The organism is Bradyrhizobium sp. (genome assembly GCF_030693485.1).
GTDB lineage: Bacteria > Pseudomonadota > Alphaproteobacteria > Rhizobiales > Xanthobacteraceae > Bradyrhizobium.
On record NZ_JAUYAN010000292.1, the window covers coordinates 1 to 19,388 of the forward strand.

Here is a 19,388-nt window from a genome sequence, read left to right on the forward strand (position 1 = left end):
CGCGTCGATGCGCTGACGGATGAGGATATCGCCAGGGCGGTGGCCAATGATCCCGATGCGGTGCCGATCGATATCGACTGGTCGGATGCCGTCCTCGTTATCCCAGCGAAAAAGAAGGCGATTTCCATTCGCGTCGACGAGGACGTGCTCGACTTCTTCAAGCAGGAAGGCGACGGCTACCAGCGCCGGATCAATGCGGTGCTGCGATCCTACATGCTGCAGAAGGCCAAGCCGAAAAAGCGGGCCTGATCCTGCAACAACCCGTCATTCCGGGATGGTCCAAAGGACCAGACCCGGAATCTCGAAGATTCCGGGTTCGCGTCGTCGACGCGCCCCGGAATGACAGCGGGCTTGAACCGCGCCCGGTTCCACGCTTCGATAGCCCCCATGTTCACGACTTTCAGGGGCGGCCCGAGCGGCGCGTGGCGGGTGACGGGGTTTTCGGCGGTGAAGGGCGCGCCGCTTCAGGCCGTGCCTTCGCTGTCGGTGGTGCATTCCGAGGCCATCGCGCTGCCGCTGCTGCCGTCGCCGACCGCGTGGCGGCTGGCCGGGGTCGCCAGTTATGTCCGCTATGTCGAGCGGGGCGAGAAGACCCAGCTCACCGCAGCGCAGGAAGGGCTCGGCCGCCCCGAGGCGAGCTGTGCGGCGCTGATCCCGATCAAGAAGTCGGCGGCGTGGTGGGAGCTGACGCAGGAAGAGCGGCGGCGGATTTTCGAGGACCAGTCGCACCATATCGCCACCGGCCTGAAATATTTGCCAATGGTCGCGCGGCAGCTCTACCACTGCCGCGATCTCGGCGAGCCGTTCGATTTTCTGACCTGGTTCGAATACGCGCCGCAGAATGCGCTGTTCTTCGAGGATCTGGTGCGGGCGCTGCGCGCTACCGAGGAATGGAGCTATGTCGAGCGCGAGGTCGATATCCGCGTCACGAGAATTGATCTCGCGGGGTAAGCGCGGCGGCAGGCTACTTTTCCAGAAACCGCCCCGAGGCGATGCGCGGCAGACCGGTCACCGGCCAGTTGTAGATATAGGTCCAGGCCTCGCTGACGACCTCGCCTTCAAGCGTCACCGGCAGCATCTGCCTGATATATTCGGTCGGTTCGGCAAAACCCTCGCCGCAGGCCTCGTACATGTCGAACTCACGCAGCAAGGCCTCGGGCTGGCGCAGCCGGTAGAGTTCGCCGAACACGGCCTCGGCGGGATCGTCCGAGCGCAGCAGCCCGGGGTAATGCTTGATGAGATAGAGCCGGCCGGTGCAGTGCGCCTCGCCGATGAAATCGGCGCTGCGCGACAAAAGCTGCGCCATTGGATGGTCGAAGCCGCGCATCAGGGTGCCGTAGACGAAGAGAAGGTCGGATGTCATGGGATACTCTTAACCCGTCATTCCCAGACGCGCCAATTGGCGCGTCTGAGGGCGAAGCAAAGCATCGAATCCGGAATCTCGAGATTCCCCGGTGCGCAATTGCGCACCTGAGGTTCACGCTTCGCGTGCCCCGGAATGACGGCGCACACCTCAAGCCGTCACCACCTCGTCGCTGATGACGACGAACTTTATCAGATCCATCCGGCCGAAGCTGGTGGTCAGCGCCACGTCGGCGGCGTCGCGGCCGGTGCCCATCAGGATGCGGCCGATCCGCGGGTGATTGTGGCGGGCATCGAACGTGTACCACTGGCCCGACAGATAGACCTGAAACCAGCCCGAGAAGTCCATCGGCGCCGGATCGGGCGGGATGCCGATGTCGCCCATATAGCCGGTGCAATAGCGCGCGGGCATATTCATGCAGCGGCAGAACGTCAGTGCCAGATGCGCGAAATCGCGGCAGACGCCGGTGCCCTGCTCGTAGACATCGTGCGCTGATTTCATGTGATGCGCGTGCTGATAGCCGAAGGTGACGTGGTGGTGGACGAAATCGGTGATCGCCACGACCCGGGCCCAGCCAGGTTGCGTATTGCCGAACAGCGACCAGGCGACGTCGGTCAGCTTGTCGGTCTCGCAATAGCGGCTCGGCATCAGATAAAGCAGCAGTTCGTCCGGCAGCATGTCGATCGGCACCTGATGCGCGGTCGGCATCACCACGTCGGGCAATCCGGAATCGCGCACCAGCGCCGAGCCGCGCAAGGTGACGCCGCCGGCGGGCGCCACCAGCCGGCCGCAGACATTGCCGAAAATGTCACGGTAGAATCCGATCGGCACGTCGGGTTCGGCGATAATGCTCTCGGTACCGACGATGTCGGAAAAGCGCGAGGGGTGAATGCTGAGCATGATCACCATCGGGGTCGGCTGCACCGCCGCATAGGCAATCTCGAATCCCACCTTGATTTCCATGATCAGACCTTCTCGTCCTCACTGACCGAAACAACGTTGATGCTGACCTCCATGCCGACGAACGCGTCGGCGGAGCCGAGATAGGTGCCGTGCAGCGGAATGGCCTGGCGCGGATCGCGCGCCACCGCGACACGGACGAGGTCGCGGGTGCCGACGATGCCGTTGGTCGGATCGAACTCGATCCAGCCGGCGCTCGGCAGATAGACCTGCACCCAGGCGTGGGTGTTGCCGCCACCGACATAGCCATGGGCGCGGTCGCCCGGGATGAAGATGTAGCCGGACACGAAACGCGCGGCGATGCCGAGACGCCGCAGCGCCTCGATCATGAACAGCGCATAGTCGCGGCAGGTGCCGGATCTTGTCTGCAGCGTGTCGAGCGGATGCTGGGTGCCGTGCTCATGCCGCTTGCGGTAGGTGAACTGCGCGCGGATGCCGTGGGTCATGCCGGCCAGAATGTTGTAGGTCGGCGTCGGACCCTCGCCATCGAGAAAATTGCGCGCCCAAGCCGACAGTTCGCCATCGGGATCGCCATATTGCGGAGCGATGTATTGCACGAGGTCGGGAAACTCGTCGTTGTTGTAGAGGAACGGATAGAAATAAGCGGGGTCGTCCGCTGTCGGCGCGAACGCGTCGGCCGGATTGTGCTCTACCGTCGAGGTCGAGGTGAAGGTCAGGGTTTCCGCGCGCTCGTCGAAGGTGGCGATGGCGACGCTGTTGCCGAATACGTCGTGAATCCAGCGCAGCGACATCGGCGGCGGCGCAATCTCGAGGTTGCCGGACAGCATGCGCAGATCGTGGCCGTCGCGCGGGCGCAGCATGAGGCGGTGCTCGCCGAACGCCACCGGATGGGCATAGCGATATTCGGTCTTGTGATGGATCGTCAGGAGCGGCATCGTCGAGGCAATCATCGTGATTTCTGGCAATCTAATCTATAGAGATCGTTGCTCATTTCTAACTCGATATGCTGCTTCGATAGGCAACAGGCAAGATATGACTCTGGACAACGCGGGCGATACATCTTTACTCCTCGGCCAAGACGAAGTTCCGCCGGTACTCGAACAAAATGCGCATGGCCGCTCGCCATTCCTGCTGACCGCGGACCATTACGGCCGCCTGATCCCGCGCGCACTCGGCGATCTCGGGTTGCCGCCCGGCGAACTGACCCGGCACATCGCCTGGGACATCGGCATCGCCGGCGTCGCCGGGGCGCTGTCGAACCAGCTCGGCGCGCATCTGATCGCGCAGCGCTATTCGCGGCTGGTGATCGACTGCAACCGGCCGCACGACGCGCCAAGCTCGATTCCCGCGATGTCGGAGGCGACCGCGATTCCCGGCAACGAAGGCCTCGCCCGCGATGCCGCCGAGGCGCGGCGGCGGGAGATTTTCGATCCCTACCATCGCCGCATCACCGAGACGATCGACACCCGCCTGCGCCAGGGGGTACCGACGGTGCTGGTGGCGCTGCACAGCTTCACGCCTGTCTATGCCGGCATCATCAGGCCCTGGCATATCGGCACGCTGTATCATCGCGACACCAGACTGCCGCTGCTATTGCTGAAACTGCTGCGCGCGGAGACCGATCTCGTGGTCGGCGACAACGAGCCCTACGCGGTGAGCGACGCGACCGATTACGGCATTCCCGTGCACGGCGAAGCCCGCGGCCTGATGAACACCGGCATCGAGATCCGGCAGGATTTGATCACGGACCAAGCCGGCCAGAAGCAATGGGCTGGCCGGCTGGGGCGGCTTTTTGGCGAGATCGAAACGGCGCTGCGGGCGCAGGGGCTGTTCTGATCCAGCCGCACTGGACGCAGGGCTCAGGCGAAGGGCGCCGCGCGCGGATTCTCGCCGAGGTCACCCGTCAGGTGGAATTGGCCCATCAGATTGGAGACGGTGTCGAAATCAATCACCGCATGGTGACACGCCGTATTGATGTCGCGGAACGCGCGATAGACCGCGTTGCCTTCGTAGAGGCCATGCGCACCCGCCGCGGCGAACAGCCGCTCGATCGCCCGGCGGCTCAACTCGACGACATAGGCCGAGTCCCAGCGCATCTGGATACGGTCCCGCGCCGACATCGGCGCCTGGTCGATGGCCATCAGGATATCGAAGCGATCGCACATGTCATCGAGCAGCCGGCGTGCAGCGGCGATCTCCGCGGTGGATTCGGCGACACGCTTCTGCATGATGGGGTTCATGGCCTTGACGACGCCGTACGGCGTCTTGCGCGTCGCGGTCGCCTCGACAAAAGCCTTCAGGCCGGCTTCAGCCATGCCGAGCACCGAGCCGGACAGCATGGCCGGAAGGCCGGAATAGACCGAAAGCCGGTAAGTCGGCGCTTTGCCATGCGGGCTGAGACCCAGGAAGGTCGGGAACGTCGGCACCACGCGATGCTCCGGCAGGAACGCGTTGGTCACGACAAGATCCTTCGATCCTGTGCCCCGCATTCCCAGCGTATGCCAGGTGTCATCGAGCACGACGTCGGCCCGCGGAACCATGACGTGGTGGATGATGTGACCGTCGGGTTCGGGATTGGCGGCCTTGGTGCCGAGGATGAACCAGGGCGAATGATCGCAGCCGCTGCCGAACTGCCACCGGCCCGTGAGACGCCAGCCTCCCTCGACCCGCTCGATCACGCCTTGCGGCGCCAACGAGCCCGCAACGAGGTTGTCCGCGTCACCTTCGTAGACTTCGCGCTGACACTGCTCCGGGAACCTGCCGATGATGTAGTCGTGCGCGACGCAGACCATCAACACCCAGCTCGCCGCGGAGCATACATTGCCGATCTCCGCGCAGGCCCAGATGTGCGCACTCGGCGAGAGCTCGTATCCGCCGAACTGCTTCGGCGTGATCATGCGCGCCAGCCCGGACTCGCGAAGTGCATTGGCGGCATCATCGCTCAGGCGGCGCAGCCGATCACTCTCATGGGTGGTGGCGGCGAGCCGCGGAAGGATGGAGCGTACCGCACTCTTGTAATCGAAGTCGGAGACGACCGCGTCTTCTGAGTGAACCTTGCCTGCAGCGATGGCGCTATTCATTCAACATCTCCTTGATCACCGCGGCCGAGACGATCTTCGCGCGTAGAACTGCGTCTCTTCCGCGCGTCCGTCTCTAGCGACACTTCAGGTCTGCTCGCAAGGGTCGGAGACGCGTCGGCTTCCATCGCATCACGATGTCGGCCGCCTTGAACTAAGTCAAATTCATAGTTATTATTCTCTGCATGAGCCAGGGTAATAGTCATCTTGACCTCAATCTGCTCCGGGTGTTTTTCGCGATCTGGGATTTGCGCAGCCTCACCGCCGCGGGCGACCGCCTCGGCCTGACCCAGCCGGCCGTCAGCCATGCCCTGCGGCGATTGCGGGAGCGGTTCGGCGATCCCTTGTTTGTCCGGGTGGCAAACCGCATGCTTCCGACCGATGCGGCCGTTCGTCTGCACGAGCCGCTGGATCAGGCTTTCGAACTGCTGAACCGCACTTTGCAAAGCGGCATCGTGTTCGATCCGCGCGTGACCGAACGAACGTTCAGGGTGGCGATGTCTGATATCGCCGAGGTCTACCTGTTACCGCGGCTGATCACGGAGCTGTCGCGCATCTCGCCGTTCGTCCGCGTCCACATCGTGCCGCTGGTGCCTGAAAGCCTGGTGAGTTCGATGCGCTCGGGTGAGATCGACCTGGCGATCGGAGCCGTCAGCCTGTCCAACAAGGATCTTGTCAGTATCGACATCGCCAATGATCGATACATTTGCCTGGTGCGCGCCGACCACCCGATCGCAAAATCCAGACTGACGCGTTCGAGCTTCTCAAGACTGCGCTTCTTCTTCGCGCGAACGACATCGACGGTCTACCAACTGGCCGAGCAATGGCTGGCGGACGAAGCCGTGCGGCCACAAATCTCCGTTCGCGGACATTTCACTGCGGCACCGGAGATCATACGCCATTCCGATCTGGCCGCGATTTTCCCGAGAATGCTCGCTCTGGATCTGCATCGTGCCAAGGATTTTAGACTGCTGGATCTTCCATTCGAATTACCCCCGATGGAAGTCAAGGTGCACAGTCACTCACGATTCGCCAACGATACCGGCATCAAGTGGATGCGTCAGACCAGCGCGGCCATCCTGACCACGGATGGTGCACGCGCGAGGAAGGGAGGCCGGCAAGCCTGATCATCAGCCCGCCAGCGTCGCCGAATCGGGCTTGTTACTTCCGCGGATCGAAGCGGGTCGAGAAAGCGGCGGCAGGGACGGTGTCGAGATAACCGGCGCCCATCACATCGTTTGCCATGGTACCGAACCGCCGCAGCGACTCGATGGTGGCCTCGTTCCAGGTCGTGGTGTAATCGGCGAGCACACGCTCGCGCAACAGCTTGATGGCGGCGGGTTCAAGTCCGTATTTCTTGCCGTAGGCTTCGAAGACCTCGGGATGCGTCTTGACGTATTCGAGCGCCTCGAGCCATGCCCGCGTGAAATTCGTCAGCGCTTCCGGCTCGGCCTTGATGAAGTCGTCATTGGTGGAGTAGCCGATCCAGAGAAAATCGTCACCGGTCGCGGCCTTGTAGGCGTCGGCGAGGTTGCCGATCGACCTGTACTTGCCGGACCCCTCGAGCTTGGCCGCGAGGGGATCGAACATCACGGCGGCGTCGATCTCGCCCTTGTCGAGCAACGCGGGCAACAGGCCGGGCCCGGCAAACTGCAGGTCGCTGGTCTTGCCTGGATCGAACCCGTGGAACTTCGATGCAATCACCCGAAACAACACCGTCGCGGTGCCGGCCGCGCCGGCGAAGGATCCGACCTTCTTGCCCTTGAGGTCGGCGATGCTCTTGATCGGCGACGCATCGGGCACGATGACGTCAACCGTCACCCCGCGCCCGACCGGGAATATCATCGTGACCGGAAAGCCCTTGCCCCTGAACTGCGCGATGGCCGTCCAGCCGCCGAAGCCGACATCGACATCCTTGCCGCGGATGGCCGTGAAGAGCCCGTCGAGCGTGGGGTAAGCCCGGTATTCGGCCGCGATGCCGTATTTCCTGTCGATCCCCTGATCGATCATGACGCGCGACCCGATCTCGTTGAGGGACTGCGCCAGATCGCCAATCCGGACTTTGACCTGGGCGGTGGCGGCCCCGCATGTGGCAAGCATGAAGGCTGCGAAGATACCGAGACGGAACAACATAGGCTCTCTCCTGTATGTTTCGAAGGTCAGATGTTCATTCGGGCGGCGGCGTGCCGGTCAAGGTCATCGACCAGGCTCGGCTCAGTAAGCGGGATGGCGGACGGGGCGGGTTCGCGATCGATTTCATCGCCGAACGCCTTGATCACGTCCCGGCTAAGCTGGAAGACGGCTGGATCGTCGTAACTTCGCGGCCGGGCGATCGGAACGCGCACTTCCTGCCGGAACGCGCCGCCCAGCATCACCAGGATTCGGTCGGCCAAAAAGCACGCCTCGTAGGCGTTGTGCGTGACGAAGACGATCGTCTTGCGCGTCTCTTCCCAGATCGACAGCAGATCGGAGCGAATGCGGCGCGCGGTGATTTCGTCGAGTCCCGAGAACGGCTCATCCATCAGCAGAATGCCGGGCTCGACGCACAAGGCCCGCACCAGGGCAAGGCGTTGCGCCATGCCGCCGGAGATCTGGTGGGGATAGTAGTCGCGATAATCCGACAGGCCGGTCATGGCGAGATAGCGGGATTTCAGTTCGCTCCTGCGCGAGGGCTCGACCTTGCAACTGTCGAGCGCAAAATCGAGGTTTCCCTCCGCGGTCAGCCAGGGCAGCAGGCGCGGCTCCTGAAACAGGTAGCCGACGCGGCCGCCGCTCACGCGGGCCTGTCCTTCATAGACCTTGTCGAGCCCGGCCAGGACGTTGAGCAAAGTCGACTTGCCGCAGCCCGACGGCCCGAGGATGCAGAGAAATTCGCCGGCGCCGACCTGCAGATCGAGGTCCTTCAGTACGGCGCGGGAGGTGCCATCACGGCCCGTGAAACTCTTCCGAAGCGACGCGACCTCAATGACCGAATTCATACCGCTACCTGTGGACGCCACGCGAAGATGCGCCGTTCGATCGGTTTCAGGATCAGAAGCTCGATCAGGAGCATGATGATGGTAAAGAGGAGCGTCCAGGCGAGGACCTGACGCATATCGGCGAGTTGATACCAGTAGAACAGCTTGAACCCGACGCCGTTCGGACGGCCGATCAGTTCAACCAGAACCGTGATTTTCCAGATGATGCCGAGCCCGAAGCGAGCGGAGGCCATCACATAGGGGAAGATCTGCGGCATGAGCACCCGGCGCACGATGGCCGGTCGCGAGGCCTCGAACACCCGGGCCATCGCGACGAGCCTGGTGTCAACGTTTTTCACGCCCTCCCAGATGTTGATCGTGATCGAGGGAGCGGCGGTGACGGCGATGGCAATGATGGCGGCTCCCTCGTTCAGTCCGAACCACATGAAGGCCATGATGGCATAGCAGAGACTTGGGACCGTCAGTCCGATCATCACCCAGACGTCGAGGATGCCCTCGGCGCGCCGGCTGAGCCCCATCAGGACACCGACGGGAACGCCCAGCATCAGCGCGATCACGAGGCCCCCCACGACGCGCAACATCGTCATGGCAAGATCGGTCCACACTTGCCCGCCCACGACCTCGCCCCACAGGGTGCGCGCCGTCTCGATCGGCCCCGGGAAGATTTCGGGTGGCAGCGTCAGGGACAACAACCCCCATACGATCACCGCCGCCACCATGGAGAGCAACTTAAGCATGGTCTTGAACCTGCATCAGCCGCGCTGCCGGCAGGGTGAGCCCCGCGCGAGCCGCGCAGCGGCGTGCCACCTGCTCGGCCTCCGAGAGGAGAGCATTCTCGTCGACGGTCAGAACCTTGCGATCCCGCATCACTACTTTTCCATCGATCACGGCATCCCGGACGTCGCCTCCGCGTGCGCTGTAGACCAGCGCCTTCTCCGGATCGAACAGCGGCGCAAGATGCGGCTGCCTCGCCTCCACCGTGATCAGGTCTGCTCGCTTTCCGACCTCGATGGATCCCGTCTCAGGCCGCCCGATCGCGCGCGCGCCTTCGACTGTCGCCATGCGGAGCGCACGCGCGGCGGTGAGCGCGCGCGGATCGTTCGCAGCCGTCTTGGCGGTCGCGCAGGCGTATTTCATGCTCTCAAAAACGTCCTGCCCGCAATTGGCAGCGGCGCCATTGGTTGCGAGACCACAGGTCACACCCGCCGTCAGGAAATCCCTGATCGGCGGAAATCCTGTCCCCCAGAACAGCCGCGTGGGAGGGTCGAAAAGGACCGCAGTGCCGCTCGCTGCCAGCAACTCGATCTCGTGAGCCGAAACGTCGGCGCAAGCAATGGCCTGGACGTCCGGACCCAGGCAGCCGACCTCCTCGAGCAGTTCGACTTGCCGGATATTGCGACCAAAATGCCGAGCGATCATCAGGTTGAACTCGGGCGACTCGGCGACATGCATATGGAGTGAAAGGCCGTTATCACGTGCGATCCGGCGCGTTTCGCGGAACCCGTTCTCGTCCAGCACCCAAGGCAGAAGCGGACCGATCGACAGGCGCAGGCGATCTCCCTCCGATCCGTGCCAGCGTCCGGCCAGGCGCCCCACCCGCTCCGCCTGCTCTCCCGCCGTCTCGCAGAACCGCGGATCGAAATGTCGTGCCTCGGTGGCGCGCGCGACGGTGCCACGAATTCCGCTGTCGCGAAGCGCGCGGAACGCCGCGTCCTCGATGTCCGCGGTGGCGCTGGGCGGCATGAAGATGTTTTCGACCAGGCTGGTGTTGCCGTTCTTGATGTTCTCGACGCAGCCGAGCAGTTCCGCGACGTAGAGCGCCTCCTGGTCCATCGCGGCCATCATCGGCATCAGCAGATCAAGCCACTCGAGCAGGCGGCGCTCCGGACCGATGGTGCGGCCGAACACCATGCAGAGATGCGTATGGGAGTTGACCAGCCCCGGGAGCACGATCCTGCCGGTGGCGTCGATGACGAGATCGCAATCCGGCAGGGGGTCAGCGGTATAATGTTCGACCGCGACGATGTCGCGGCCCTCGACCACGACTCGTCCATTCTCGATGACCCGGCCCGCGCCGTCCATCGTGAGGACGAGACCGTGCTCGATCGCGATGCGCGTCATCGACAACACAAGCGCTTCACGGGAAGCTCCCTGAAATCACCGATAGCGACAACGCCGGGCGCCCGATCTGATCTGCGCGCCCACGTTGCCGTAGCGAATTGGATACCCATCCCGGAAGGATGTTCACATCAATTAACTAAGTCAAATTCATGATAATAATCAACTGCATGAATTTGGCTAATAGGATAGGACATGCCGCTTGCATTGCTTTTTGCATATGTCGCCGTTCTGGACACGTCGCAGCCCGACACGACTTTGCCCATCGCTGGACGAGTTGCGTCACCGCGCTAAGCCGCTCTCGCCATCAGACCCGCGACCGCCCACGGCCCCGCTGCGATCAGCCACAGCAGCCAGCCGAACGGTGCGCGCGGATCGAGCGTCGCCTCCGACGGATTGACGGGATTGACCCAGACCTTGACGCTGGCGCCGTCCTGAAAATCCATTCCGAACAGCCGCAGCATCCATCGCGAGGTCGTCCTGGAGTTGCTGGAGAAGCTGCCGTGCACGCCGGTATAGGCGACGTCCTTGAAGCGGTAGCTGAAAGACACCTTGCGCTCGTGCATGATGGAGCCGCGCCGGCTGCTGTCGCCGGGCGCCGCGCGATATTCATCGACGCCGGACAATTTGACTACGCCCGGCACCACCGGCCAGCTGGCGGCCAGCGCCGACTGGCGGCGCAGCACCAGCGCGAACAGGGCCGCGACCAGGCCGAAGCCGGCCAGCGCCACCGCCGGCACCGACATCTGCGGATTGGCTATGCGCGCACTGACCAATTCCAGGATGCGCGTGAGCCCGATCGAAGCGCCGAACACGCCGACGACCGCGATAACAGTCGCAATCCCGAGGCAGCCCCACAAGCCCTGCGGCAGATCACGCTCCAGCACCGCCTCGCGCGGATGCCGCGAATTGTAATAGACCGTCACAATTGTGCCGACCGGATATTTCGCGATGGTTTCGGCGACCTGGAAATTGCCGAGGTCTTCCCCGATGCTGACGCGGTTATTGCGGAGCTTCTGGCCGCTGACGGAATATTCGTAGACGATATTGGCGAAGTTGCGCTGCTCGATCTTGTGTCCATTCTCACGCGCGCTGTCGAGCACCCTGACGTCGCGAAGCTGGGAGGTCGAGACCACCACCTTGCCCGGCGTCGACGGCCACTCCCGCGCCGCGCGCACCTGCAGCGTCTTGTAGGTGGCGGCGACCAGAATCAGCCCGAGCGGCGCCAGCAGCATCGCATAGACGAACCACGGCAAATCCGGCACGAGATTTCCCCTTAAGGCAATGATGAGAGCCGCCCATTCCTTTGGACGGGCCGAATTGCCGGATGGTTCAATCGGGAAAGGCGGGACGAATTTATCGCGCCCGCGTCAGCGCCAGCCAGATCCCGCCGCCGACCATGAAGCCGCCGGAGATGCGCGACACCAGCCGGGTCCGCTCCGCCGAGAAAAACAGCCGGGCGCGGCCGGCCAGCACGGCATAGATCGAGTCAGTGAACGCACCCGTCACCATGAAGGTGAGGCCGAGCAGCGCCACCTGGGAGAAATGGTCCTGGCTCATGTCGACGAATTGCGGAATGAACGCGCCGAAGAACACCAGCACCTTGGGGTTGGACAGCAGCACCAGAAAGCCCTGCAGGAAGAACCCGCCGCGCGGCGGCGGCGGCATATCGGCATCGACGCCCTCGACCGGGCTGCGGATCAGCTTGATGCCGAGCCAGATCAGATAGGCCGCGCCGGCGAACCGAACCCAGTCGAACCAGTAGCCCATCGTCGCCATCAGCGATGTCAGCCCGACCGCGACGATGCCGATCACGATCGCAAGGCCCGCCTGCACGCCCGCGATGTTGATCAGCGCCGCGCGGGTACCGTAGCGCAGCCCGTTGGCCAGCACCAGCGTGACGACGGGACCCGGCAGCAGCGCCAGCGCGATGCAGGCGGCGACAAAGGCGAGATAGACCTGAAGGGACATGGGAGACTCGCGGGTTTGGGGTGACGATTCGAATATGCACAATCAGGACGCCGATGGAAATCGCGCTCTCGTTCTTTCTTTCGCTTCAACAACGCAACAGGCCTCGTCCTGAGGTGCCGCGCATCTTTGCGCGGCGTCTCGATGGACGGCGTCAGGCGGGGCGCCAGATGGTTCGAGACGCTCGCCGGCAGCGCAGGCGCGCTGCCGACGTGCTCCTCACCATGAGGGAGTTCGGAATGCCGCCCCGGAACTCGGACTTCGTCCACGTCCGATCATGAACGTCGACAATTTCAAGCCGGCATTCGTCTATATGATCTACATCAGCTCTACGCCGGAGCGTGTATGGGACGCGCTGACGTCGGCGGAATTCAGCCGAAAGTATTTTTCCGGCCTGGCTGTCGAGACCGAACTGACCACCGGCGGCGCGTTCGTCGTCCGCATGCCGGATGGGTCCATCCACATCAGCGGCGAGGTGATTGAATGTGATCCGCCGCGCAAGCTCACCATTACCTGGAACGTGAACCGGCCTGATCTGGTGGAGAAGCTCGGAGTTACGTTGGTGACCTACGAAATCGAGCCGGCCGGCGAAGGCACGATCCGGCTCACGCTGATGCAGGCCCATGAGCGGCAGCTCAGCGACGACATCCTGTCCGGCGGCCGTGCAGGTTGGCCGGCGATCCTGTCGAGCCTGAAGAGCCTGCTGGAGACCGGCGCGGCCCTTGTCGTCAAGATGGAGCCGCTGCAGCGGATGCTGGCGGCGCTGAAGAAGATGGGGATCGAGATACCGTAGCGGCGTCGCTTTCGTCGCGGGTAAACGCTGTAGATTCCCTTGTGGTATTTCAGTACAGATCCATCGGGAATCGTGCCGCCTCATTTGGTCGGCATTTTGATCCACTCCCATGGACTGACCGATATCCGTGCCGCACATTATGCGGTCGCACGAAGTACCTGATTTGAGCACGAAATGACCGACCGATGAGTCTGCGCACCCGGCTGCTGATATTGGTGATCGTGGCCATGCTGGTGCCGGCTGTCCTGGTGGGACTGCGCTTCGTGCAAAACCGAGCTAATGAAATCAACGCCGCGCTGGTCAATATGTCGGCAACGGCCAATGATATTTCGAACGACCTCGACGAGAAAATCCAGGGCACGGCCCAGCTTCATTACGGCCTGGCCCGCGCCCGCGACCTCGACACAAGCGACAAGGCGGCCTGTTCGGCGTTCCTTTCCGCCGTGCGCGAGGAATATCCGCAGTTCACCGGGATATTGACCATCAATCCTGACGGCAGCCTGTTCTGCGACTCGCTGCGCAGCAACCGAACCCTCGACCTCCGGGATCGCGACTATTTCAGGCAGGCCCTGGTCGCGAAGGGGACCGTGACACTGCAGCCGGCGTTCGGCCGGCTGACGGGAATTTCGGTGCTGCAGATCGCCTACCCCGTGCGTTCGGAAACGGCCGAGCTGAAATTCGTTCTGCTCGCCTCGTTCAACCTGCAGAAATTCGCGGAGCAACATTCCAGGCGCCTCGCGAGCGAAGGCGCTGGCGCCGGAGAAATTCTGCTCGTCGACAAAAAGGGCACGGTCCTTGTCACACATCCGGGAAAGTATCGCACCAAGTCCGCGGGGACCTCGATCGCAAACTCCGAATTGTTCCGGTTTGCGGCCGCGGCGTCCGGCGAACCCTTCCGCGAAACGACCGATGCGGGCGGCCGGATCTACGTCTGGTCCGCCGCCCGCTCCTCTCCGGCCCGGGATGCCGGACTGCACGTCATGGTCGGACTGCCCAAGGACAGCGTGGTTGAGGCGGCCAACCGACGTCTCTACGAGGACATGGCGATTTTGACAGTGGCCATGCTGCTGCTACTGGCGGGCGTGTGGGTTCTTTCAACGATGGGTATCGGCCGTCAGGTCGGACGCCTCGCCACGATGGCGACGAAACTCGGACTTGGCGATCTGAGCGCGCGGATCGCGCCGCCTCATCCGCGCGGCGAACTCGGCGGACTGATGACGCTGCTCAACGGCACCGCCGAATCGCTCGAGCGCCAGCGTGCCGCGATCGACGATCTCAATCAAAGACTCCGCCAGTCCCAGAAAATGGAGGCGATGGGCCAGCTCACCGGCGGCGTGGCGCACGACTTCAACAATCTGTTGACCGTCATCCTGGGCAATGCGGAACACATCGCCGAGCAGCTGGCGGCTCATGCCGAATTGCGCTCGTTCGCCGAGGACATCGTGACCGCCGCCGAACGTGGCGCGGAGCTGACAAACAGCCTGCTCGCGTTCTCGCGCAAGCAGCCGTTGATGCCGAAGGACATCGACATCGGCCGACAGGTTCTCGGCATGGAGCAATTGCTGCGGCGAACGCTGGGCGAACATATCGAGTGTGAGTTTCTGCCCGATCGAGATCTGTGGCTGGCGAGTGTCGACCCCGGTCAATTGGCGTCGGCGCTGCTCAACCTGGTGCTCAACGCCCGCGACGCCATGTCCGACGGCGGCAGGTTGACGGTCGAGGTCCGCAATGCGTCGCTCGACAAGGCCTATGCGCAGCAGAATGGCGACGCGCGGCCCGGCGATTATGTGATGGTTGCGGTGACGGATACCGGCTGCGGCATGCCCCCGGAGGTAGCCGCCCGCGCCTTTGAACCGTTCTTTACCACCAAGGAAGTCGGTAAAGGCACCGGTCTCGGCCTCAGCATGGTGTACGGCTTTGCACAGCAATCCGGCGGGTCGATGAAGATCGATTCCAAGCCGGGGCACGGCACGGCCATCACCCTGTTCTTTCCCCGGGTTGGCGCGCCCGACGCCGGCGGCTCGCGGCTTGCCGATCCGGTCATCACGCCCGCGGGCAGTGAAACCATTCTCCTGGTCGAGGATGACGACATGGTGCGTGCGTATATGGAAAGCGAGTTGAGGGCGCTAGGCTATCGCGTCATCGTGACATCAAACGGGCCGGCGGCCCTCGAGGTGCTGCGCGGTTCGGGGCAAATCGATCTGCTGTTCACCGATGTCGTGATGCCCGGCGGCCTGTTCGGGCCGCAGCTCGCCGAGCAAGCGTCGCGTCTGCGCCCCGGACTCAAGGTTCTCTTCACCTCCGGCTACAGCGAACATCCCGTCACATCGGCCGACCGTCCCGACGCCCGAATCCTGAGCAAGCCGTTCCGCCGGCACGATCTCGCGCTGATGCTGCGTTCGGTGTTGAACGCGGTGTGAGCGGGAGCCCCTGGCAGGGCTGACGTCCTAAGTGGGCAGCGGCTCGACGATCCGCCGGTAGAGATGCCAGGTGGCGTGGCCGAGCACCGGCAGCGTCACCAGCAGGCCGAGAAAGTAAGGCATCGCGGAAACGATCAGCAGGACAACGATGACGGCGGCCCATCCGATCATCGGCAGCGGGCTCATTACCACGGCGCGTACGCTGGTTACCATCGCCGTCACGAAATCGACGTCGCGGTCGAGCAGCAGCGGGAACGACACCACCGTCAGCGAGAACAGGATCAGCGACAGCGCTGCGCCGACCGCATTGCCGATGGCTAGAAACAGCAGGCCCTCATTGGTGGTGAGCACCACCGTGATGAATTGCGGCAGGGTCGCGAAAGAGGCATTGAGTCCGAGCAGCAGCGCGATCAGCAGGCGCACCTGGTACATCCAGATCAGGAAGATGAACAAGGTGATGAACGCCATCCAGCCGAGTTCGCCGCGCGACCTCACCATGGCCCAGATGCCGGCGATCGAGACCGGCTCGCCGGCCTCGCGCCGGCGGCTGACTTCATACAGGCCGATCGCCACGAAAGGCCCGATGAGCGCGAAGCCAGCGGCGAGCGGATAGGCCAGATAGACCATGCTGAACGCCGTCAGGCTGAGCAGAATGACGATGCCGCCCGCCGCATAGATCGCGCCGAACGCGAGGCCATAGAACGGCATGGCCTGGAAATCGCGCAGGCCCCGGCTCAGCGCCTCGGCGATGTCGGTGGCGGTGATGCGCCGCACCACGGGATCGACCTTGCCGGATACCGATGCCATGGCATTCCCTCCCCTCACGTTTCGGGAATTGGTGCAGGCCGCGGCTTGCCGCGTGTTGATCTGGGTCAAATCGCCCGGGAGAGGTGCCGGCGAATCTACCCCAGCTTTCGCAATTCCCGCCGCAGCACCTTGCCGGTCGCGGTCATCGGCAGGGTGTCCGTGAACTGCACGAAGCGTGGATATTCATGCGCGGCGAGTTGCACTTTGACGAAATCCTGGATCTCGCGCGCCAGCGCGTCGCCAGGCGCGAAGCCCGGCCGCAGCACGATCCAGGCCTTGATGGATTCAGTGCGGATCGGATCGGGAATGCCGACCACCGCTGACATCGCCACCGCCGGATGCTTCATCAGCGTGTGCTCGATCTCTGACGGCCCGACGCGATAGCCGGCCGTGGTGATGACGTCGTCCTCGCGGCTGACATACCAGAAATAGCCGTCCTTATCCTGGATGCCGAGATCGCCGGTCAGCAGGAATTCGCCGGCGTATTTCTTCGCCGTGCCCTCCGGGTTGCGCCAGTATTCCAGCATGGTGCAGGGATTGGGCTGCCGCACCCCGATGACGCCGCGGGTTCCGCGCGGCAGTTCCTCGCCGCTCTCGTCGACGATGCGAACATCGAAGCCGGGTGTCGCCTTGCCCATCGAGCCCGGCCGGATCGGAAACAGTCTTGAATTGCTGCCGATCACCAGATTGCATTCGGTCTGGCCGAACACTTCATGGGCGTCGATGCCGAAGGTGGCGCGGACCCAGCCGAGCAGTTCGCCCCCGAGCGACTCGCCGCCGGTAAAGATGCTGCGCAGCCTGACGCCTTGATGGGTGACGCCGGCCTGCCGCATCAGCTTCAGCGCGGTCGGCGGCAGGAACGCGTTGCGGACGCCGTAATCGGCCATCATCGCCATCGCCGCCTGCGGCTCGAATTTGCGCGCGCGATGGCCGACGATCGGCACGGCGTGGTACCAGGCCGCGAACAGCGCGTTGATCAACCCGCCAATCCACGCCCAGTCGGCCGGCGTCCACATCAGGTCGCCGGGCTTGGGCAGGAAATCATGGCACATCTCGACATTGGGCAGATGGCCGAGCACCACGCGGTGCGCATGCAGCGCGCCCTTCGGATTGCCCGTGGTGCCTGAGGTGTAGATGATCAAGGCGGGATCGTCGGCCGAGGTATCGACCGTCGCAAAATCCGCGGATGCCGCCTTGAGCTGGGGCCAGAACGCTTTTGTGCCGGCCGGCGCTGCGTCGCTGATCACATAGACGTTCTTCAGATCCGGCAAGCGGTCGCGGATTTTCGCCAGCTTCTCGTAGCCGGCAGCATCGGTGACGATGGCTTTGGCGCCGGAATTCGCCAGCCGGAATTCCAGCGCGTCCTCGCCGAACAGCGCAAACAGCGGGATCGACACCATGCCCGAGCGAAAAGCGGCGAGATGCGCGATCGGCAATTCGAGCGACTGCGAGAGAAACACCGCGACGCGGTCGCCGCGAACCAGGCCGTCCGCCTTCAGCACGTTGGCAAAACGGCGCGAGAACCCGGCTACCGCATCGAACGAGGTGCGCGTCGCGGCGCCATCCTCATCGACATAGATCAGCGCGAGGCGATTGCTGCCATCGGCATGGCGATCGCAGCACACGGTGGCGAGGTTGAGCCGGTCTGGGATCTCCCAGCGGAAGTCGCGGTACAGGGTTTCGTAGTCGGAGGCTTCGGTGAGCATGGGTGCGGCCGTTGGCTTCCTATGAACGTCGCGTGACGACTCCGGTCGGCGTCGCGAAGCCTTCCATGGTTCGAATGCGCTTCTCCAGCCACCAACCATATTCGGGCGCCCAATCCTCGAATCTCGCGTTGATTCCGAGATCATGGGCCCAGTGCTGCGCGATATTGGGATTGAACTGGGATTGCCGGCCGACCGCGACCAGGTCGGCCTGCCCCTTCTGCAGGATGGCTTCGGCCTGCTCGGCTTCGAGAATGATGCCGACCGCCATCGACGCGATGCCCACTTCCTTGCGGACCCGTTCGGCATAAGGCACCTGGAAACCGAGACCGCGAGGAACCTGGGCGGCCGTCGCCGAGCCCGAGATGCCGCCGGAAGAGCAATCGATCACGTCGACGCCGCGGGCCTTCAATTCGACGGCGAACGCGACCGTGTCATCCAGATTCCAGCCATTCTGGGCGCCGTCGACGGCGGAGACGCGCACGAACAGTGGCATCGTGTCCGGCATTTCGCGCCGTACCGCTTCGACGATCTCGAGCGGCAGGCGCATGCGTCCCTGGCGATCGCCGCCATATTCGTCATTGCGCGTGTTGGAAACGGGAGAGAGGAACGAGGCCAGCAGATAGCCATGGGCGGTGTGGATCTCGATCGTATCGAAGCCCGCAGCGACTGCGTTGCGAGCCGCATTCGCCCAGGTACCCGCCATCGCCCGGCACTCTGCAGTCGTGAGCTGGCGCGGGGTAAGCCATCCCGCCGCAACCGGCTCGCTGGTTGGGCCTACAGGTTGCCACACCCTGGCTCCCGCCTTGATCTGTTCGGGAGTGAGCGGACCCATACCGTCCATTGCACGCTGCGAGGACGCCTTGCGTCCACCGTGCGCGAGCTGAATGCCGATCGCCGTGTTCTCGCCCCGCATGAAGTCGATCAGCGGCTTGAAGCTTCGCGCCTGCTCGGCGTTCCAGATGCCAAGGTCATGTTCGTTGATCAGGCCGATTTCCTCGACGGCGGTCGCCTCGACGAAGACTAGCCCAAAGCCACCCAGCGCATAGCGGCCGAGATGCACGTTGTGAAACATGCCGCAGGTGCTGCCGGGTCCGGCGCGGTAGTGCACCATCGGCGGCACGACCAGGCGGTTCTTGAGAGTCAGGCCGCGGATCTTGAACGGCTGAAACAGCAACGGGCCTGCAGAGTCGACGCGGTCGGGTACGGAAGATGACATGGGATTGCCTGTTAAATTGGG

The 19,388-nt window shown here is 63.6% G+C and carries 19 protein-coding genes; 6 read left to right on the forward strand and 13 right to left on the reverse strand.

Translation table 11 applies throughout. The features are described from left to right. The coding region (locus Q8N40_RS21045; protein ID WP_305713163.1) for a BrnA antitoxin family protein at window positions 1–249 on the forward strand (249 nt) is incomplete at its 5' end. Between the two features lie 138 nt (window positions 250–387). Continuing rightward, window positions 388–951 (forward strand): chlorite dismutase family protein, encoded by a 564-nt coding sequence (locus tag Q8N40_RS21050; RefSeq protein ID WP_305322089.1) that lies wholly within the window; start codon window positions 388–390, stop codon window positions 949–951. A 13-nt stretch (window positions 952–964) separates the two neighbouring features. Here the strand turns inward: Q8N40_RS21050 and Q8N40_RS21055 are convergent, their stop codons facing one another. From Q8N40_RS21055 to Q8N40_RS21065, 3 genes are all read right to left on the reverse strand, one after another. Continuing rightward, complete coding sequence (locus Q8N40_RS21055) at window positions 965–1,363, reverse strand: gamma-glutamylcyclotransferase (RefSeq protein WP_305713164.1); 399 nt, start codon at window positions 1,361–1,363, stop codon at window positions 965–967. Window positions 1,364–1,513: 150 nt separating this feature from the next. Beyond that, on the reverse strand, window positions 1,514–2,326 hold the full coding sequence (locus Q8N40_RS21060; protein ID WP_305713165.1) for a transglutaminase family protein: 813 nt from the start codon (window positions 2,324–2,326) through the stop codon (window positions 1,514–1,516). 2 nt (window positions 2,327–2,328) lie between these two features. Next, the gene (locus Q8N40_RS21065; RefSeq protein ID WP_305713184.1) at window positions 2,329–3,219 is read right to left on the reverse strand and encodes a transglutaminase family protein; all 891 of its coding nucleotides are present in this window, start codon (window positions 3,217–3,219) and stop codon (window positions 2,329–2,331) included. 97 nt (window positions 3,220–3,316) lie between these two features. Between Q8N40_RS21065 and Q8N40_RS21070 the strand changes: the two genes are divergently transcribed. Further along, window positions 3,317–4,120, forward strand: coding sequence for an N-formylglutamate amidohydrolase (locus tag Q8N40_RS21070; protein WP_305713166.1), 804 nt, complete (start codon window positions 3,317–3,319; stop codon window positions 4,118–4,120). Window positions 4,121–4,143: 23 nt separating this feature from the next. Here the strand turns inward: Q8N40_RS21070 and Q8N40_RS21075 are convergent, their stop codons facing one another. After that, the gene (locus Q8N40_RS21075; RefSeq protein WP_305713167.1) at window positions 4,144–5,364 is read right to left on the reverse strand and encodes an acyl-CoA dehydrogenase family protein; all 1,221 of its coding nucleotides are present in this window, start codon (window positions 5,362–5,364) and stop codon (window positions 4,144–4,146) included. 182 nt (window positions 5,365–5,546) lie between these two features. Between Q8N40_RS21075 and Q8N40_RS21080 the strand changes: the two genes are divergently transcribed. Then, window positions 5,547–6,488 (forward strand): LysR family transcriptional regulator, encoded by a 942-nt coding sequence (locus Q8N40_RS21080; RefSeq protein ID WP_305713168.1) that lies wholly within the window; start codon window positions 5,547–5,549, stop codon window positions 6,486–6,488. 34 nt (window positions 6,489–6,522) lie between these two features. Here the strand turns inward: Q8N40_RS21080 and Q8N40_RS21085 are convergent, their stop codons facing one another. The 6 genes from Q8N40_RS21085 to Q8N40_RS21110 all read right to left on the reverse strand — a co-directional run bounded on the left by Q8N40_RS21085 (window position 6,523) and on the right by Q8N40_RS21110 (window position 12,428). After that, window positions 6,523–7,494, reverse strand: a complete 972-nt coding sequence (locus Q8N40_RS21085; protein ID WP_305713169.1) for an ABC transporter substrate-binding protein — start codon at window positions 7,492–7,494, stop codon at window positions 6,523–6,525. A 26-nt stretch (window positions 7,495–7,520) separates the two neighbouring features. Continuing rightward, window positions 7,521–8,339: an ABC transporter ATP-binding protein gene (locus tag Q8N40_RS21090; RefSeq protein WP_305713170.1), complete on the reverse strand. Its 819-nt coding sequence runs from the start codon at window positions 8,337–8,339 to the stop codon at window positions 7,521–7,523. Continuing rightward, window positions 8,336–9,058 carry an ABC transporter permease gene (locus Q8N40_RS21095; protein ID WP_305713171.1) on the reverse strand — a complete coding sequence of 241 codons (723 nt, stop codon included), beginning with the start codon at window positions 9,056–9,058 and terminating at the stop codon, window positions 8,336–8,338. The genes Q8N40_RS21090 and Q8N40_RS21095 overlap by 4 nt, the downstream gene beginning before the upstream one ends. Before the next feature lie 10 nt (window positions 9,059–9,068). Next, window positions 9,069–10,460, reverse strand: a complete 1,392-nt coding sequence (locus tag Q8N40_RS21100) for an amidohydrolase family protein (RefSeq protein ID WP_305713172.1) — start codon at window positions 10,458–10,460, stop codon at window positions 9,069–9,071. A gap of 287 nt (window positions 10,461–10,747) precedes the next feature. Then, entirely contained in the window at window positions 10,748–11,722 is a 975-nt protein-coding gene (locus Q8N40_RS21105) for a DUF3592 domain-containing protein (protein WP_305713173.1), read from the reverse strand. 91 nt (window positions 11,723–11,813) lie between these two features. Beyond that, window positions 11,814–12,428 (reverse strand): LysE family translocator, encoded by a 615-nt coding sequence (locus Q8N40_RS21110; protein WP_305713174.1) that lies wholly within the window; start codon window positions 12,426–12,428, stop codon window positions 11,814–11,816. Between the two features lie 274 nt (window positions 12,429–12,702). Between Q8N40_RS21110 and Q8N40_RS21115 the strand changes: the two genes are divergently transcribed. After that, on the forward strand, window positions 12,703–13,218 hold the full coding sequence (locus Q8N40_RS21115; protein WP_305713175.1) for an SRPBCC family protein: 516 nt from the start codon (window positions 12,703–12,705) through the stop codon (window positions 13,216–13,218). Window positions 13,219–13,403: 185 nt separating this feature from the next. Continuing rightward, on the forward strand, window positions 13,404–15,638 hold the full coding sequence (locus Q8N40_RS21120; RefSeq protein ID WP_305713176.1) for an ATP-binding protein: 2,235 nt from the start codon (window positions 13,404–13,406) through the stop codon (window positions 15,636–15,638). 27 nt (window positions 15,639–15,665) lie between these two features. On the opposite strand, the gene Q8N40_RS21125 is transcribed toward Q8N40_RS21120, so the two are convergent. The 3 genes from Q8N40_RS21125 to Q8N40_RS21135 all read right to left on the reverse strand — a co-directional run bounded on the left by Q8N40_RS21125 (window position 15,666) and on the right by Q8N40_RS21135 (window position 19,367). Further along, the gene (locus tag Q8N40_RS21125) at window positions 15,666–16,445 is read right to left on the reverse strand and encodes a DUF2189 domain-containing protein (RefSeq protein WP_305320263.1); all 780 of its coding nucleotides are present in this window, start codon (window positions 16,443–16,445) and stop codon (window positions 15,666–15,668) included. 95 nt (window positions 16,446–16,540) lie between these two features. Next, window positions 16,541–18,151: an acyl-CoA synthetase gene (locus tag Q8N40_RS21130; protein ID WP_305713177.1), complete on the reverse strand. Its 1,611-nt coding sequence runs from the start codon at window positions 18,149–18,151 to the stop codon at window positions 16,541–16,543. A gap of 19 nt (window positions 18,152–18,170) precedes the next feature. After that, window positions 18,171–19,367, reverse strand: a complete 1,197-nt coding sequence (locus Q8N40_RS21135; RefSeq protein ID WP_305318457.1) for an NADH:flavin oxidoreductase/NADH oxidase — start codon at window positions 19,365–19,367, stop codon at window positions 18,171–18,173. Between the last annotated feature and the right edge of the window lie 21 nt (window positions 19,368–19,388).

Bases quoted from the DNA above. Each gene is read 5' to 3' on its own strand.
- Q8N40_RS21060 (WP_305713165.1), bottom strand. From the start codon at position 2,326: ATGGAAATCAAGGTGGGATTCGAGATTGCCTATGCGGCGGTGCAGCCG.
- Q8N40_RS21120 (WP_305713176.1), top strand. From the start codon at position 13,404: ATGAGTCTGCGCACCCGGCTGCTGATATTGGTGATCGTGGCCATGCTG.
- Q8N40_RS21090 (WP_305713170.1), bottom strand. From the start codon at position 8,339: ATGAATTCGGTCATTGAGGTCGCGTCGCTTCGGAAGAGTTTCACGGGC.
- Q8N40_RS21080 (WP_305713168.1), top strand. From the start codon at position 5,547: ATGAGCCAGGGTAATAGTCATCTTGACCTCAATCTGCTCCGGGTGTTT.
- Q8N40_RS21055 (WP_305713164.1), bottom strand. From the start codon at position 1,363: ATGACATCCGACCTTCTCTTCGTCTACGGCACCCTGATGCGCGGCTTC.
- Q8N40_RS21050 (WP_305322089.1), top strand. From the start codon at position 388: ATGTTCACGACTTTCAGGGGCGGCCCGAGCGGCGCGTGGCGGGTGACG.
- Q8N40_RS21100 (WP_305713172.1), bottom strand. From the start codon at position 10,460: ATGACGCGCATCGCGATCGAGCACGGTCTCGTCCTCACGATGGACGGC.
- Q8N40_RS21115 (WP_305713175.1), top strand. From the start codon at position 12,703: ATGAACGTCGACAATTTCAAGCCGGCATTCGTCTATATGATCTACATC.
- Q8N40_RS21130 (WP_305713177.1), bottom strand. From the start codon at position 18,151: ATGCTCACCGAAGCCTCCGACTACGAAACCCTGTACCGCGACTTCCGC.
- Q8N40_RS21095 (WP_305713171.1), bottom strand. From the start codon at position 9,058: ATGGTGGCGGCGGTGATCGTATGGGGGTTGTTGTCCCTGACGCTGCCA.
- Q8N40_RS21085 (WP_305713169.1), bottom strand. From the start codon at position 7,494: ATGTTGTTCCGTCTCGGTATCTTCGCAGCCTTCATGCTTGCCACATGC.
- Q8N40_RS21075 (WP_305713167.1), bottom strand. From the start codon at position 5,364: ATGAATAGCGCCATCGCTGCAGGCAAGGTTCACTCAGAAGACGCGGTC.
- Q8N40_RS21135 (WP_305318457.1), bottom strand. From the start codon at position 19,367: ATGTCATCTTCCGTACCCGACCGCGTCGACTCTGCAGGCCCGTTGCTG.
- Q8N40_RS21110 (WP_305713174.1), bottom strand. From the start codon at position 12,428: ATGTCCCTTCAGGTCTATCTCGCCTTTGTCGCCGCCTGCATCGCGCTG.
- Q8N40_RS21125 (WP_305320263.1), bottom strand. From the start codon at position 16,445: ATGGCATCGGTATCCGGCAAGGTCGATCCCGTGGTGCGGCGCATCACC.
- Q8N40_RS21070 (WP_305713166.1), top strand. From the start codon at position 3,317: ATGACTCTGGACAACGCGGGCGATACATCTTTACTCCTCGGCCAAGAC.
- Q8N40_RS21065 (WP_305713184.1), bottom strand. From the start codon at position 3,219: ATGCCGCTCCTGACGATCCATCACAAGACCGAATATCGCTATGCCCAT.